Source organism: Kribbella sp. VKM Ac-2566, assembly GCF_004366005.1.
GTDB classification, from domain to species: domain Bacteria; phylum Actinomycetota; class Actinomycetes; order Propionibacteriales; family Kribbellaceae; genus Kribbella; species Kribbella pratensis.
Window position 1 is genome coordinate 295,926 of record NZ_SODT01000001.1, and the last position, 13,569, is coordinate 309,494.

The 13,569-nt window shown below is 68.0% G+C and carries 15 protein-coding genes; 8 read left to right on the forward strand and 7 right to left on the reverse strand.

What is annotated here, in order from left to right; genetic code table 11:
- Positions 1-113: 113 nt before the first annotated feature.
- Together EV647_RS01460 and EV647_RS01465 are read left to right on the forward strand one after the other, a co-directional pair.
- Positions 114-1,112 (forward strand): acyltransferase domain-containing protein, encoded by a 999-nt coding sequence (locus EV647_RS01460; RefSeq protein WP_133997134.1) that lies wholly within the window; start codon positions 114-116, stop codon positions 1,110-1,112.
- Complete coding sequence (locus EV647_RS01465; RefSeq protein ID WP_133997137.1) at positions 1,103-1,864, forward strand: alpha/beta fold hydrolase; 762 nt, start codon at positions 1,103-1,105, stop codon at positions 1,862-1,864. The genes EV647_RS01460 and EV647_RS01465 overlap by 10 nt, the downstream gene beginning before the upstream one ends.
- Here EV647_RS01465 and trpD read toward each other — a convergent pair.
- A complete protein-coding gene (gene trpD, locus EV647_RS01470) occupies positions 1,861-2,889 on the reverse strand; it encodes an anthranilate phosphoribosyltransferase (RefSeq protein ID WP_202875997.1) in 1,029 nt (342 codons plus the stop codon). The two genes, EV647_RS01465 and trpD, sit on opposite strands and share 4 nt — an antisense overlap.
- A gap of 145 nt (positions 2,890-3,034) precedes the next feature.
- Positions 3,035-3,784 (reverse strand): glycoside hydrolase family 16 protein, encoded by a 750-nt coding sequence (locus EV647_RS01475; RefSeq protein WP_133997143.1) that lies wholly within the window; start codon positions 3,782-3,784, stop codon positions 3,035-3,037.
- Positions 3,785-3,858: 74 nt separating this feature from the next.
- Here EV647_RS01475 and sigJ point away from each other — a divergent pair, with 74 nt between their 5' ends.
- The gene (sigJ, locus tag EV647_RS01480; RefSeq protein ID WP_133997146.1) at positions 3,859-4,749 is read left to right on the forward strand and encodes an RNA polymerase sigma factor SigJ; all 891 of its coding nucleotides are present in this window, start codon (positions 3,859-3,861) and stop codon (positions 4,747-4,749) included.
- Here sigJ and EV647_RS01485 read toward each other — a convergent pair.
- Positions 4,730-5,503: a phosphotransferase family protein gene (locus EV647_RS01485; protein ID WP_133997149.1), complete on the reverse strand. Its 774-nt coding sequence runs from the start codon at positions 5,501-5,503 to the stop codon at positions 4,730-4,732. The two genes, sigJ and EV647_RS01485, sit on opposite strands and share 20 nt — an antisense overlap.
- 57 nt (positions 5,504-5,560) lie before the next feature.
- Between EV647_RS01485 and EV647_RS01490 the strand changes: the two genes are divergently transcribed.
- A complete protein-coding gene (locus tag EV647_RS01490; RefSeq protein WP_133997152.1) occupies positions 5,561-6,829 on the forward strand; it encodes an FAD-binding oxidoreductase in 1,269 nt (422 codons plus the stop codon).
- A 44-nt stretch (positions 6,830-6,873) separates the two neighbouring features.
- On the opposite strand, the gene EV647_RS01495 is transcribed toward EV647_RS01490, so the two are convergent.
- Entirely contained in the window at positions 6,874-7,794 is a 921-nt protein-coding gene (locus EV647_RS01495) for an SH3 domain-containing protein (protein WP_133997155.1), read from the reverse strand.
- 292 nt (positions 7,795-8,086) lie between these two features.
- Here EV647_RS01495 and EV647_RS01500 point away from each other — a divergent pair, with 292 nt between their 5' ends.
- Positions 8,087-8,899, forward strand: coding sequence for an enoyl-CoA hydratase/isomerase family protein (locus EV647_RS01500; RefSeq protein ID WP_202871033.1), 813 nt, complete (start codon positions 8,087-8,089; stop codon positions 8,897-8,899).
- Here the strand turns inward: EV647_RS01500 and EV647_RS01505 are convergent.
- From EV647_RS01505 to EV647_RS01510, 3 genes are all read right to left on the reverse strand, one after another.
- Entirely contained in the window at positions 8,825-9,187 is a 363-nt protein-coding gene (locus tag EV647_RS01505; protein WP_133997161.1) for a YciI family protein, read from the reverse strand. The genes EV647_RS01500 and EV647_RS01505 overlap by 75 nt on opposite strands.
- A 70-nt stretch (positions 9,188-9,257) precedes the next feature.
- Positions 9,258-9,413: a DUF6131 family protein gene (locus EV647_RS41820; RefSeq protein ID WP_166658529.1), complete on the reverse strand. Its 156-nt coding sequence runs from the start codon at positions 9,411-9,413 to the stop codon at positions 9,258-9,260.
- Entirely contained in the window at positions 9,395-10,855 is a 1,461-nt protein-coding gene (locus EV647_RS01510) for an MFS transporter (RefSeq protein WP_133997163.1), read from the reverse strand. The genes EV647_RS41820 and EV647_RS01510 overlap by 19 nt, the downstream gene beginning before the upstream one ends.
- 180 nt (positions 10,856-11,035) lie before the next feature.
- Here EV647_RS01510 and EV647_RS01515 point away from each other — a divergent pair, with 180 nt between their 5' ends.
- From EV647_RS01515 to EV647_RS01525, 3 genes are read left to right on the forward strand one after another with little or no spacing between them, the layout of a single operon-like run.
- Complete coding sequence (locus EV647_RS01515) at positions 11,036-11,389, forward strand: YciI family protein (protein WP_238156787.1); 354 nt, start codon at positions 11,036-11,038, stop codon at positions 11,387-11,389.
- Complete coding sequence (locus EV647_RS01520; RefSeq protein ID WP_133997166.1) at positions 11,386-12,612, forward strand: RNA polymerase sigma factor; 1,227 nt, start codon at positions 11,386-11,388, stop codon at positions 12,610-12,612. Before EV647_RS01515 ends, EV647_RS01520 begins: the two co-directional genes overlap by 4 nt.
- A 19-nt stretch (positions 12,613-12,631) precedes the next feature.
- Positions 12,632-13,297 carry a hypothetical protein gene (locus EV647_RS01525; protein WP_202875998.1) on the forward strand — a complete coding sequence of 222 codons (666 nt, stop codon included), beginning with the start codon at positions 12,632-12,634 and terminating at the stop codon, positions 13,295-13,297.
- The last annotated feature ends 272 nt before the right edge of the window (positions 13,298-13,569 follow it).

Below are 13,569 nucleotides of genomic sequence, written 5' to 3' on the forward strand. Positions count from 1 at the left end.
TCGCTTGCCGTGCGGCGAGCCTAACGGTGACCTAGGACACAAAAGTCGTGCGCACGAGGGGCGGCCCGTGGTGAGGTCGAGGGACAGACCGAGCGCGGCGGAGGGAACAGGTTGTGGATGTTCTGAGTGCGGCGGAACGAGTGGGCTTCACGAAGCGGGACCAGACGCGGTTCGAGGGCCTGGAGGTCGGCACCGGCCCGCAGCTGCCCGAGGACGCCGAGGAGTTGCTCGCGTACTGCGGTGTGCACCCGGCTGATCGTGACGCGATGCTGGCGGCGCGTCCGGACCCGGACCGCGACCCGGAATGGTGGGCGATCACGTGGGCGCTGGCAGGCGAGGTTGAGCGGGACCTGGATCTGGCGCTGCCGTCCACAGGTTTCAGAGGCTGGCCGGCAGTGCCGCGGAATGCGTCGCCCGTCGGATTGTTCGCACCGGCGTGGGCGTTGCTGGCCAACCTGCCGAGGTTGCGTGAGCTCCACGCCCAGCGGGGCGTACCGGACTCCGTATCTGTCGCAACCGTCTCGGCGCTCGGCGGAGTGATGCATACGCACCGGCACATCTTCGGCTGCGCGGGCGTCGGGCTGATGCCGCTCTGGGGTCCACCACTGAGATTCCGGGGTGCCGACTACGAGATCGGTCGGCATGACTTCACCCGTACCCACATGGGCCTGGGCGATGGTGTGTCCGGTCACGTGCTCTCCATTCACATCCCACCGACTGGGCGACTCGACGCACAGGAGTCAGAGGAGTCCGTCGCAACTGCAGTCGAGTCGTTCGAGCGCTGGTACCCGGAGGAGCCGCTCGCGGGGCTGGTGTGTCACTCCTGGCTACTGGACCCGCAGCTGGGCGAGTACCTGCGCCCGGAGTCGAACATCATGCGTTTCCAGAGCCGCTTCGACATCCTCCCGCTCCTGCCACCAGAGGACCCGACCGAAGGCGACCGTGAGCTGATGCGGCTAGGACTGCACCTTGACGTACCTGACCATCAGCTGACCGACGAGGACCTCGACAGCGTCCCACAGGAGACCACTCTGCAAAGGGCATTCGTCAAGCACCTGCGAGCTGGCGGGCATTGGTACCCGCGGACGGGCATGCTGAAGAGATGGAGCTGACGATTCCGGTTGGACAGGACACGGTCTGGGCTGAGCATCTGGCTGGCGACGGTGTGCCGATAGTGCTGCTGCATCCGGGGATCGGGGACTCTCGTGTGTGGGATCCCGTGCTGCCCGGGCTCAATGGTCGGCGGGTCGTTCGGTACGACGTCCGTGGGTACGGGCGTTCGCCGCAGCCGACAGGTGAGTTCTCGCTGCGCGGCGACCTGGAGACGGTCCTGGAGCAGCTGAACCTGGAACGCGTACTGCTGGTCGGCTGCTCGATGGGCGGCCGTGCGGCGCTCAGCTTCACGCTGGCTCATCCGGAGCGCGTTCACGGCCTGGTGCTGTTGTGTCCGGGAGTGTCCGGCTTCCCGATGCCCGAGGAGCCGGAGCTCGACGCGGAGTACGACGGACTGATTGCCAAGCGGGATGTGGAGGGGCTGGTGCAGCTCGGGCTGCGGCTCGGGGCTGCGGCAGGGGCCGACGATGCTGCGGTCGCTCAGCTTCGCGCCTCGGCTCCAGCATGGCTCGACCAAGACGAGTATCTGAAGCCGGATCCGCCCGTCTACGACCGGCTCCACGAGATCAAGGCGCCGTCCGTCGTCATGGTGGGCGACAAGGACCGTCCGATCCTCGCAGCCGTGGCCGGCGGGACGTCCGCACGGATTCCCGGCTGCGAGTTCATCTGGCTACCCGGCGCCGACCACTTGCCTAGCCTCCGCGAACCACAACTGGTGACCGACACCATTCTCCGGTTCGCAAACGACTAGGAGCGGCTGGTCCAGCGGTCGAGTACTGCTGCTGCTCGACCGCTGTCCACAGCCTTTCGGCACCGCTCGAAGCAGTCGCCCAACGGTTCCAGACCGGAGTCCAGCGTCAGCGTCGCCAATGCGGCTGCAGCGTTCAGCAGAACGACGTCACGCACCGGACCGAGCTCTCCGTCGACCAACCCGCGCAGTAGCCGTGCGTTGAACGCTGCATCGCCACCACGTAGCTCAGCCAGCGACGAGGGTCGTAGCCCCAGTGAGCGTGGGTCGAAGACCACTTCCGATGCAGAGCCGCCATGCACCACCCAGAGCCGTGAGTAGCCAGTAGTGGTGAGCTTGTCGAGTCCGTCGTCGCCGCGGGCGACAAGTGCGGACCGGCCCTGCTTGGCGAGCGCACCGGCCAGCACAGGCAGCATGCGCGGGTTCGCTACGCCAACTAGTTGGTGCTGCGGGTTGGCCGGGTTCAGCAACGGTGCGAGCACGTTGAAGGCGGTGGGGACCGCCAACTCACGCCGTACCACTGCAACTTGGCGCAGAGCTGGGTTGAAGCGTGGAGCGAACAGGTAGGTCAGTCCGACGTCCGCAGCCATCTCGGCGGCGTCCGCAGCGGACAGGTCGAGTGGAACACCCAGATACTCGACCAGGTCTCCGGAACCGGCGGCTGATGAGGAGGCGGCGCGTCCACCGTGCTTGACCACAGTGACACCAGTAGCGGCGACAACCACGGCTGCCATCGTGGAGATGTTCGCTGCACCGGTTCGATCGCCACCTGTCCCGACGATGTCCACGAACGGTCCGCTGATCCGCACTGGCGTCGCGTGCGAACGCAGTACGTCGGCCAGCCCGTTGAGCTCATCCGCGGTCTCGCCCTTCGCCCGCAGGGCAATCAGGAACCCGGAGATCTGGGACGGCGACGCCTCGCCCAGCACCAGTTGGTCCATCGCCCAGCCGGTGTCCGCCGTCGACAGGTCGGAGCCGGCCAGGAGCGCGGAGATCAGACCGGACCACGTCCGGAGTGTTGTCGCCATCGGCATTCCTCAGGGTGCTGGGCCGCCCACGAGGAGAACATGACAACGGCCGCCTCGCAGGAGACGGCCGGGGTGGGTACGCGCGGATTCAGGCCGTCAGGTCGACGGCCCACCACATACTCGCGCGCTGGAACATGCCCCGACCTTAGCGCACCCGAACGTGGTCGACGACAAAGCTCGGGACATGGTTCCTCCCGGACTGCTCCGGGAAGTCGAAGACCGCGAGCATCAACTGCATCGGGTACGTCGGAGCGCCCTGGCAGCTGCGGATCGCGGTGCCGTCGACGGAGAACGTCGCCGTACCATCGGACCACTCGACCGCGTACGTGTGGAACTCCCGTACGTCGATCGGCAGCCGCACTGCCTCGAAGTCCTGCGGTACGGCGGGGTCGCGGATGGTCTTGAGACCCATGCCGACCGCAGCGGATTCACCGGGAACGAGTGCGTCGCCGAACACCTCCATGACACAGATCTCGCCGCACCGGTCCGGCTCATCCTCCAGCCCGACCATCCAGAGCGACACCATGGACCCCGGAGCGATGTCGGCGCGGGCGCGGAGCTCGACGTACCCACCGTCGGAGGTCAAGCCCCAGAACGGCTCCTGCTCCTCCCTAACCAGCAGACCGTCCCGGTACGGCTGCTGACCGACCGTACTGCCGACAGGACCCGAGTAGTTGCCCGACTGGATCCCGGAGACCCGCAGGTCTGGCTGATGATCGCCAGCGCACCAGAGACCCTGCTCGACAGGGATGCTGAGCGTCAGACAGGAGTCGGCCAGCTGGTAGGTCGCAGCAGAGGTGGCGCGAGAGCTCCAGTGCGGTAGGTAGTACGGCGACCAGACCGACAGGTCCATGGCCTGCGCGTCGAAGTCGTCCGCGAACACCCGGTGAGTCATGACCCCATGATCGGCTGATCCGGCTGCTGTCACATCATGGTGGGCTGATCCGTCAGGGGACTGAGGAGGTAGCGGTGGACGAGCATGAGCAGCTGGCGCGGCGGTTCGAGGAGAACCGTGGGCACCTGCGTGCTGTCGCGTACCGGATGCTCGGATCGCTGCCTGAGGCCGAGGACGCCGTACAGGAGGCCTGGCTGCGGCTGAGTCGTACTGACGTGAGTGACGTCGGCAATCTGGCCGGCTGGCTGACCACGGTGGTGTCGCGGGTGTGTCTGGACATGCTGCGCAGCCGCAAGTCGCGGCGGGAGGACTCACTCGACACGTACGTGCCGGACCCGGTCATCGGTCGTGTGGACGGTCAACTGGGACCGGAGGACGAGGCGGTCCAGGCGGATGCGATCGGGCTGGCGTTGCTCGTCGTACTGGAGACCCTGTCGCCGGCCGAGCGGCTGGCGTTCGTGTTGCACGACATGTTCGGCGTCGGGTTCGACGAGATCGCCACGATTGTGGACAAGTCGCCGGCCGCGACGCGTCAGCTGGCGAGTCGGGCGCGGCGGCGGGTCCAGGGTGCGCCGGCGAGCGACGGCGACGTCAGCCGGCAGCGGGCCGTCGTCGAGGCCTTCATGGCCGCGTCGCGCGGCGGTGACTTCGAGGCGTTGCTAGCACTGCTGGATCCGGACGTGCTGCTGCGGGCGGACGCGGGTACGGCGAGCGCCGAGTTCGCCGGACCGGCTGTGTCGAAGCTGGTCCGCGGCGCGAAGGCAGTCGTCGAGCAGGCGCTCATGTTCAGCCGTATGGCGCCGTACACCCAGCTCGCGCTGGTCAACGGGCTGCCCGGTGCGATCACGGTCGTCAACGACCGCTTGATGGGCGTCATGTCCATCACCGTGACCGACGGCAAGATCACTCAGATCGACATCCTGGCCGATCTTGACCGCCTCGAAGTCATCCCGCTACCAGCCTGAGCAGCCGCTGCGCCTGCGCCTCCGCGGTCCCTGGTGGATTGCGGTCGGCGCTCGGCCCACCCGGCCCGATCAGCGTCAGCCAGAACCCGGCCCACAGGCAGCGCGCCGCCCGGAACCGTGCAGGGTCCGCGGAGAACCGCCGTACCAACGACGTCGGGTCGGTCTGTCGCCACGACAGGTGCTCGACCAGGTTCGCCAGTTCGACGGTGCGATCACCCAACCCGGCGTCCTCGAAGTCGACGATGCGGACCCGCGCGCCGTCCCACAGATAGTTGGTGAGGTTGGGATCGCCGTGGGCAACCACAGGATCGTGTACGGCGGTCAGGTCGGTCGGCTCGTTGTCGAGCCAGGTACGGGCGGCCTCGGCGATCACGCCATCGGTGTCGCGGAGCGCGACGAGCCCCGATCGGGTGCGGTCGACGAGCGCTTGCAGATCGATCGGCGCGAGCCCATCAACGGGCACTGACCAGAGTGACTGCAGAGCATCGCCCAGAGCTGTGGTCTGGGCGGAGGTAAGCGAGCCTCCGAGCGGTTCTCCGGGGACGACCGTCATCGTCAGCGACGGCGTGGGGTCTGTGGACAACTCGAGGGGAGTGGGCGTGAGGCCGGGTGCGGCGCGGGAGAGCACTGTCAGCGCGGCCCATTCGCGGGCCGGCTCGTCACGGGGCCACGACGCGTAGCGCTTGGTGAGGGTACGTCCGGAGATCTCGACCGAGTGAGTCATCGAGAATAGTTTGGCGGACGTGTCGATCATCGGCGATCTCCTTCGACGTATGGACAGGAAGCGGATACGGCGAAGGAGCGGGATCAGATGTCTACGCAGGCGATTGCAGCGGTTGCCAGTGACCTCGTGGCGGGTCTGCTGGGGGCAGGTTTCAACGGTGCCGTCCGGCTGCCCGGAGAGGCGGAGTACGACCAGCAGCGGCGTTCGGTGATCCCTTCGGTGGACTCGCGCCCGCTCGTGATCGCTGAGGCGTACGGGCGGACCGACGTACAGGCCGCCGTGCGGACCGCTCGCGAGTACGGCGTACCGATCGCTGTGCAGGCGACAGGACACGGCACCCGGGTGCCCGCTGACGGCGGGATCCTGCTGAAGACAACACAGCTGACCGGCGTACTGATCGACCCCGAGCGCCGGATCGCCAAGGTCGCGCCGGGCGCCCGCTGGGGTGCGGTGCTGGATGCCGCGCGGCAGTTCGGGCTTGCTCCGCTGTCCGGGTCGCACCGCGACGTCGGCGTCACCGGGTACACGCTGGGCGGCGGAGTCGGGTGGCTGGCCCGGAAGTACGGGTTCGCGGCCGACAGCGTGATCCGCGCCGAGGTCGTCACCGCCGACGGGCGCGCCGTCACCGCGAGCGCCGAGCAGCACCCGGACCTCTTCTGGGCGATCCGCGGCGGCACCGGCAACTTCGGCATCGTCACCTCGCTCGAGTTCCGCCTGTACCCGGTCCGCCAGGTCCACGCCGGCATCGTCTACTACGGCATCGACCGCGCCGCCGCGATCCTCCGCCGGTACCGCGACTGGACCGCCACGATCCCCAACGAACTCAGCACCGCGGTCGTCCTGACCCGCGTCCCCGGCACCGAGCAGCGCGCCGTCGCGATCAAGGTCCTGTACGCCGGTGAGGCCGAGCTGGCCGAACACCTGCTGAAGCCGCTGTTCGAGATCGCCGGCCCGCGGCTCGCCGGTGAGCTGAAGACGATCGAGTACGCCGACGCCGCGATGGGCGGCACGCCCGCTCGCCACCTCGATTTCCTGGACACGCTGACCGACGAGGTGATCGACGTGGTCACCGAGCTCGAGGACGCGATGGTCGAGATCCGTCACTGGGGCGGCGCGATGGCCCACCCGGGTCCCGGCGCCGGTCCGATCGGTCACCGCGACGCGTCGTACTCACTGATCATCGACCGCGAGGTCGTGGGCCTGCCGACGTCGGGGCGGACGTTCGTGAACTTCCTCGGCGACCCGGGGCGCGCGGACACGGCGTACGGCGCGGCAGATCTGCGACGCCTGCGCGAGGTGAAGCGGGCCTACGACCCCACGAACGTCTTCCACCTGAACGCCAACATCCGCCCATAGAAAAGCGGCCCGGGTCCCCGCCCCGGGCCGCTTTCTCGCGTCGCTCAGACCGTGCCGGAGTTGCCGTAGACGGTCACATGCACGTGGTCGTAGTGGTTCGCGGTCGCGCCACCACGGTCCTCCATCGCGCGCCAGCCTTCGCTGCTGCGCTGGACCGTCCAGATGTGCTGCTGCCAGATCAGCTGGCTGACGCCGAGCTTCTTGTAGTTGGCCTTCAGCCAGTCCGCGACCTCCTGGCCCTCGGAACCGCTGACCATGATGTCGAGCGCATGCCCGGTGGAGTGCTCCGAGCCGCTGTCGCCGGACCGCAGACCGCCGTACGACGTGATGTCGGGGAACTTCGCGCAGATCGCCCGGTGCACCCGGATCGCGTCCTGGGTCAGGCCGTCCTCGACCGCGGAGCCGGACTTGCAGGCCGCCTGCGAGATCGCCCCGGAAACGCTGGCGACCGGCTTGGTTGCGGACAGGTACTGCGCCTTCACCCAGCGGGACTTGCCGTCGCTGACCACCTCGGCCCAGATGCCGTCGACCTTGCCGGTGACCGAGACCTTGGTGCCCTTCGGCAGCACGTCCAGCAGCAGGCCGGTCAGCGGCAGCGACCAGAGGTTCACGTCGGTGGTGGTGTACTTCGTGCCGGTGATCTTCGGCGGCGTCGCGTTCGCGTTCAGATCCTGCGCCGCGCGGGTCTTCGCCGAGGTCGGCTTCGGGATCGGCGCCTGCTTCTTCAGGTGCTTGGGCGTCGGGCTCGCCTTCGGCTTGGGCGCCGGAGTCGTCGACGTCGTGCTGATCGGCGGACGCAGAGCGTCCCGGCTGATCGTGGCGTCGCGCGACAGCTGCAGGGACGAGCTGGCGATCGACGGGTCGAGCTGAACATGCTGGCTGGGGAGTGCGGCGGCCGAACCGGTGGCAACCATCGCCACTGCCGCGCCTGGGATCGCCACCTTCACGAGACCTGGCTGGATCATCTTGGCGCGCGATTGCCGGTGCCGCGCCTGTCTATGCCGTCCTGCAGCCACTTCTGGAACCCAATCTGCCGAGACCAAAACGTTATCGACCGGAGGAGTCAAGCACACTTCGCCGCGCCGGTTCGAATCGGCCCCTACTCTTAACGCATTACGAACATCCACTGGCTGCCGCCAGACGTGATCTGCCCGCTATCCGGATGTGACCGTTCCGACATCAAACGCTTGGTGGGCAGGGAACCGGATGTGACCCACGGCGCGGCGCCCGTACGGCGGTTGCTGCTTGACTGCCCGCGTGGGATTTCGGATCGAGGGCGGGGCGGTCGCGCAGCTGGTGATCGATCGCGCGGCGAAGCGGAACGCGTTGACCCGCGCGATGTGGGCGGCCCTGCCCGGCCTGCTCGCCGACCTGGCGAGCAACGACGAGGTCAAGGTCCTGCTGGTGACTGGCGAGGGTGCGAGTTTCTCCGCCGGCGCCGATATCCGCGAGCTGATCTCGGGCGCCGACCCGGCCGATCCGATGGCCGAGCTGCGGGCATCCAACCTGCAGGCGCAGGCGGCGTTGCGGGAGTTCCCGAAGCCGACGATCGCGGTGGTTCGCGGGCACTGCATCGGCGGCGGTCTGGAGATCGCGGTGAACTGTGACTTCCGGTTCGCCGCGCGGGACGCGAGTTTCGGCGTCACACCGGCTCGGATCGGCGTCGTCTACCCGCCGGCGGCGATCAAGGTGCTGCTCGACCTCGTCGGTCCGGCGACCACGAAGTACCTGCTCTTCAGCGGCGACCTGTTCACTGCGGACCAGGCCGAACTCAAGGGCCTGGTCGACCGTGTGGACGATGATCCGATGGTGGCGGCCGAGGCGTTTGCGGCCACGCTGGTGTCGCGGTCGCAGCTGACGATCCGCTCGGCCAAGGAGTCGGTCAACGCACTGCTTTCCGGCGAGGACGGAGACACGGCAGCGGTACGGCGGTATCGCGAGACGATCGCCTCGGGTGAGCTCGCGGAAGGGATCGAGGCCTTCACACAGAAGCGCTCACCGGAGTTCGTCTGGCATCCCCGCCGAGATCAGGGTGCTGCGGAGCTCGACGCGGTCGCCGACCGCGGCTGAGACCTGGCCGGCGATCTCCTGCGCGCGCTTGTCGTCGGGCGCGTCGATCAGGAAGAACCCGGCCAGTTGCTCCTTGGCCTCACCGAACGGACCGTCGGTGACGACCTGCTGACCTTCCCGGATCTGCACGATCCGGCCGTCCTCAGGCGGTCGCAGGCCCTCCGAGCTGACCAGTTCACCGGACGCGGCGAGCTCCTGTTCGAGCCGCAACAACCGGCGCAGGGCCTCGTCGTCGTCCGCGGTCCACACCCGGTCGACGCTCCGAAAGATCATCACGACGTACTTCATGGCCACACGGTAGTCACCCGTGCCGACAGAACCCCGCGGGCGACCCGCGGGGTTCTGGTGCGCTCGGCGATCAGTACCAGTGTGCTCGTCCGCCGACCGCGCGGCCGGTCGCTCCGAGGATCCAGAACACTGCGCCGACCAGCAGCAGGATGATGCCGATGGTCCACAAGATCGAGACGTTCAGGACGAACCCGAGAATCAGCAGGATCAGTCCGAGAATGAGCATGAGCCCTCCTTCGCCGGGGGCCGCCTGGCGGAGATGGCGGCCACAGACGTCCGGTGCCCACCTTTCGTGCCCTGAACCTCCAACACCCGTTTGATCAGCGCACATCCGGCGAAGCCGACCACGATGAACGCCCACACCGTCACGAAGGCGATCCGATAGCCGTGGACCAGGGCGACCGGCGTAGTGCCCGACGTACTCGCAGTAGCCACCGCGGAGACTGCCGCGACGCCGACGGCGCCGCCGATCTGGAAGCTGGCGTTCTGTAGTCCGGATGCGACACCGGCGTCCTCGCCCGCGACGTCGCTCAGTGAGGCGATCGAGCCGGCGACCGTACCTGCGCCCAGTCCGGCACCGAAGATCGTCAGCCCCCAGAAGGCCAGCTCGAAGTACCCAGAAGACACGGTGAGCTGAGTCATCAGCGTCGTACCGAGTCCTGCGACCAGTAGCGATACGAACGCGACCCGGCGCGGTCCGACTCGAGTGACGAGGTGCTGACCGACCATGGACGCCACGACTGCGGCTGCTGCGAGTACGGCGGACATGAGGCCGTAGCGGATCGCTGACGCTCCCAGTGCGAGCTGTGCGTACTGCGTGTAGACAAAGTTGAGTCCGAAGGCAGCCAGCCCCCAGCTGATGGTGATGAGGTTGCCGCCGACCAGTGCGCGTGAGTGGAAGATCCGCAGCGGTACGAGCGGGTCCGCCGAGCGCTTCTCAACTGCTACGAACAGTGCGAACAGAGCAGCGGAGGCGAGCACCAGGAGTACAGTCCGCGTCGCGGACGACTCAGGTGCCTCGATGACGGCGTACACCAGGACGATGAGTGCGGCGGTGACGGTGATAGCACCGGCCACGTCGAACCCGCGGCGACCGGGTCCGCGACTGTCCAGCAGCAGTACGGGCGCGAGTACGACGACCAGCACGCAGACGGGCACGTTGATGAAGAAGATCCACTGCCAGCCGAGTCCGTCCGTGACAGGTCCGCCGACGAGCGAACCCGCCGTACCGCCGACCCCACTGGTCGCTCCCCAGATCCCTAGAGCCTTGTTGCGATCCGGACCGGACGGGAACGTGGTCATGACGATCGACAACGCGCTGGGAGCCAGTACGGCGGCTGCGGCGCCCTGCAGTCCGCGTGCGAGGACCAGAGCGTCACCACTCCAGGCGAGCCCGCAGAGAAGAGAGGACCCTGCGAAGAGCAGCAGTCCGGTGATGAAGACGCGCCGGCGACCCAGCAGGTCGGAGATCCGGCCGCCGAGCAGCAGGAGGCCGCCGAACATCAGCCCGTACCCGCTGGGCACCCACTGCGCGCCACCGGTGGAGAAGGTCAGCTCCCGCTCGATCGACGGTACGGCGACCAGCACGATCGACGCGTCCAGGATGATCATGAACCCGGTCAGACAGAGCAACGCCAGCGCGAACCAACGCTTCGAATGCGAAACCATCAGGCATCTCCAGTACGGCGGGACGCCCCGGCTGAGCGTCACTCGACAGAGACGTCGGTGCCGACCGGGTGTACTTCGACATTCCGGTTTTGTCGAAGTACGGCGTACCTGCTTCGACGTACCGGTTAACTGGGGGTCACAGCGGCCTCCACTCGGTACAGGATGGTGACTGTGAAGTACATGCTGCTGATCTACAGCAACGCCGAGAGCTGGGCGAGCCTGTCGCCCGAGCAACGCGACGGCCTGGCCGAGGCGCACGAGGCGCTGTCGCGAGAGCTGACCGAGCAAGGCCTGCTGGTCAGTGCCGCCGGTCTGGCCGACCCGATCACCACCCGGACCGTTCAGGTGCGTGACGACACCACGACCACGACGGACGGGCCGTACGCCGAGGCGAAGGAGCACCTGGCCGGGTTCTACCTGGTGGAGTGCGACGACATCGACCAGGCGATCGGGTACGCCGCGCGCATGCCGGACGCGGAGTACGTCGCCGTGGAGGTGCGACCGGTCATGGACATGTCTGGGCTGGAGATGTGAGCAGCTTCGAACTGCTGCTGCGGGAACAGGCGCCGCAGGTGCTCAGTGCGCTGGTCCGGCACTACGGTCACTTCGACCTGGCCGAGGAAGCGGTCCAGGAGGCTCTGCTCGCGGCCACGCAGCAGTGGCCGACCGAGGGCGTGCCGGACAACCCGCGTGGCTGGCTGATCCGGGTCGGGTCGCGGCGGCTCACTGATCTGCTGCGTAGTGAATCGGCCAGGCGGCGACGTGAGGAGAACGCGGCACAGCTTGCGGCTCCGGAGGAGTTCGTCGCGTCGGGCCCGGAGATCGACGACCCGGGTGGCAGAGACGACACACTCACGTTGCTGTTCCTCTGTTGCCATCCGGCGTTGTCGCCGGCTTCGCAGATCGCGCTGACTCTGCGTGCGGTCGGTGGTCTCACCACCGCGCAGATCGCGGCCGCGTTCCTGGTGCCGGAGGCAACCATGGCGCAGCGGATCAGCCGGGCGAAGCGGAGCATCAAGCAGGCTGGCAGTTCGTTCGAGATGCCGCCGGAGGCAGAGCGGGACGAGCGGATGGGCGCCGTACTGCACGTGCTCTACCTGATCTTCAACGAGGGCTACACGGCGTCGTCCGGTACGTCGCTGCACAGCGCAGAACTGACGACCGAGGCGATCCGCCTGGTGCGCGGTGTGCGGAAGCTGCTGCCCGACGACGGCGAGGTAGCGGGGCTGCTGGCGCTGATGCTGCTGACCGACGCCCGGCGGGCGGCCCGTACCAGTGCGGACGGGACGCTGATCCCACTGGCCGAGCAGGACCGCTCCAAGTGGAACCGGGCCGCCATCGTCGAGGGGGAGGCGATGGTGAGCGATGCGCTCTCGCGGACGCAGCTGGGGCCGTACCAGGTGCAGGCAGCGATCGCTGCGGTACATGACACGGCAGAGCGTGCTGAGGACACGGACTGGCGGCAGATCGTCGCGCTGTACGACGTACTCGAGCAACTGGTCGACAACCCGATGGTGAAGCTCAACCATGCCGTGGCGGTGGGTATGGCGGTCGGTCCGAAGGAGGGGCTCGCCGTACTCGAGCCACTCGAGTCGGACGACCGCATGAACCACCGGCTCGAGGCAGTCCGCGCACATCTGCTCGAGATGTCCGGTGACGTCGCCGCTGCACGGGAGAGTTATCTGCTGGCAGCCCGCCGTACGACGAGCATGCCGGAACGGAACTACCTGCAGTCGAAGGCGGACCGGCTGACCTGAGGTCGCGTAGGTTGGATGTGTGGATCTCACCAGGGCCTCACTCCTCCGGGAGATGCTGACCGCCACCGAGCTGGGCAGCCGGACCACGGAGTTCGGCTATGCGCTGCGACGCTTCACCACCAGGCGCAGCGGGCTCATGCTGTTCGGACCGGTCGACGACGAGCCCTGGCACCTGACTGCGCACCTGGACGACGAACTGCACCGGGCCGGCGTCGAGGACCTACGGCCGTCACTAGTCCGCTGGGCGCCGCCGCCGGGCGCCCCACCGCACCTGGCGATCGGCCTGGACCGCTTGCGCGACGCCGGTCGTGGTGAGTCGTTGCTGGTCGTCGCCGAGGGCACACCCGCCGACACGCTCCTGGAACGGATCAGCGACGTACGGCGACGCGGTACGACGATCTTCAGCATCGGCAACGGTGACAACGAGCTGACGTCGCTCAGCCACGAGACCCTCGTACCCCAGCTGCTGGTGCCTGACGGCTTCGGGTGGACGAGTCGATCGCTCGAGTACGAATACGACGAGCCGAAGTCGGCGCTGACCGAGGTCGACTCGCAGACCGACGAGAGCTTCGAGACGGCCCAGCACCTGGTCAGCCTCGCCGCCGCCGACGAAGAGGCCGGCCGCTCCGGCTGGCGCCGCCGCCTCCGCAACGCCATCGAAAGACTCAGCGGCGAACCCGCCTAACGACCACCACGCCGCACAGAAGGGCCGATACCCCGCCGGGGTCGCGTTCCGCGCCGGGCTCGCTTTCCGCGCCGGGCTCGCTTTCCGCGTCGGGGTCAGGTCCCGCGCCGCGGTCGCCTCCCGCGCCGGGGTCACGTCCCGCGCCGGGGTCACGTCCCGCGCCGGGGTCACCTCCCACGCCGGGGTCGCCTTCCGTGCCGGGGTCACGTCCCGCGCCGCGGTCACCTCCCACACCGCGCAGAAGGGCTGATACCGCGCCGGGGTCGCCTTCC

What these genes read in the sequence shown, in the direction of transcription:
- EV647_RS01475 (WP_133997143.1), bottom strand. Translation starts at nt 3,784, where the DNA reads ATGACTCACCGGGTGTTCGCGGACGACTTCGACGCGCAGGCCATGGAC.
- EV647_RS01465 (WP_133997137.1), top strand. Translation starts at nt 1,103, where the DNA reads ATGGAGCTGACGATTCCGGTTGGACAGGACACGGTCTGGGCTGAGCAT.
- EV647_RS01505 (WP_133997161.1), bottom strand. Translation starts at nt 9,187, where the DNA reads ATGAAGTACGTCGTGATGATCTTTCGGAGCGTCGACCGGGTGTGGACC.
- EV647_RS01495 (WP_133997155.1), bottom strand. Translation starts at nt 7,794, where the DNA reads ATGATCCAGCCAGGTCTCGTGAAGGTGGCGATCCCAGGCGCGGCAGTG.
- EV647_RS41820 (WP_166658529.1), bottom strand. Translation starts at nt 9,413, where the DNA reads ATGCTCATTCTCGGACTGATCCTGCTGATTCTCGGGTTCGTCCTGAAC.
- trpD (WP_202875997.1), bottom strand. Translation starts at nt 2,889, where the DNA reads ATGGCGACAACACTCCGGACGTGGTCCGGTCTGATCTCCGCGCTCCTG.
- EV647_RS01510 (WP_133997163.1), bottom strand. Translation starts at nt 10,855, where the DNA reads ATGGTTTCGCATTCGAAGCGTTGGTTCGCGCTGGCGTTGCTCTGTCTG.
- EV647_RS01490 (WP_133997152.1), top strand. Translation starts at nt 5,561, where the DNA reads ATGTCTACGCAGGCGATTGCAGCGGTTGCCAGTGACCTCGTGGCGGGT.
- EV647_RS01485 (WP_133997149.1), bottom strand. Translation starts at nt 5,503, where the DNA reads ATGATCGACACGTCCGCCAAACTATTCTCGATGACTCACTCGGTCGAG.
- EV647_RS01515 (WP_238156787.1), top strand. Translation starts at nt 11,036, where the DNA reads ATGCTGCTGATCTACAGCAACGCCGAGAGCTGGGCGAGCCTGTCGCCC.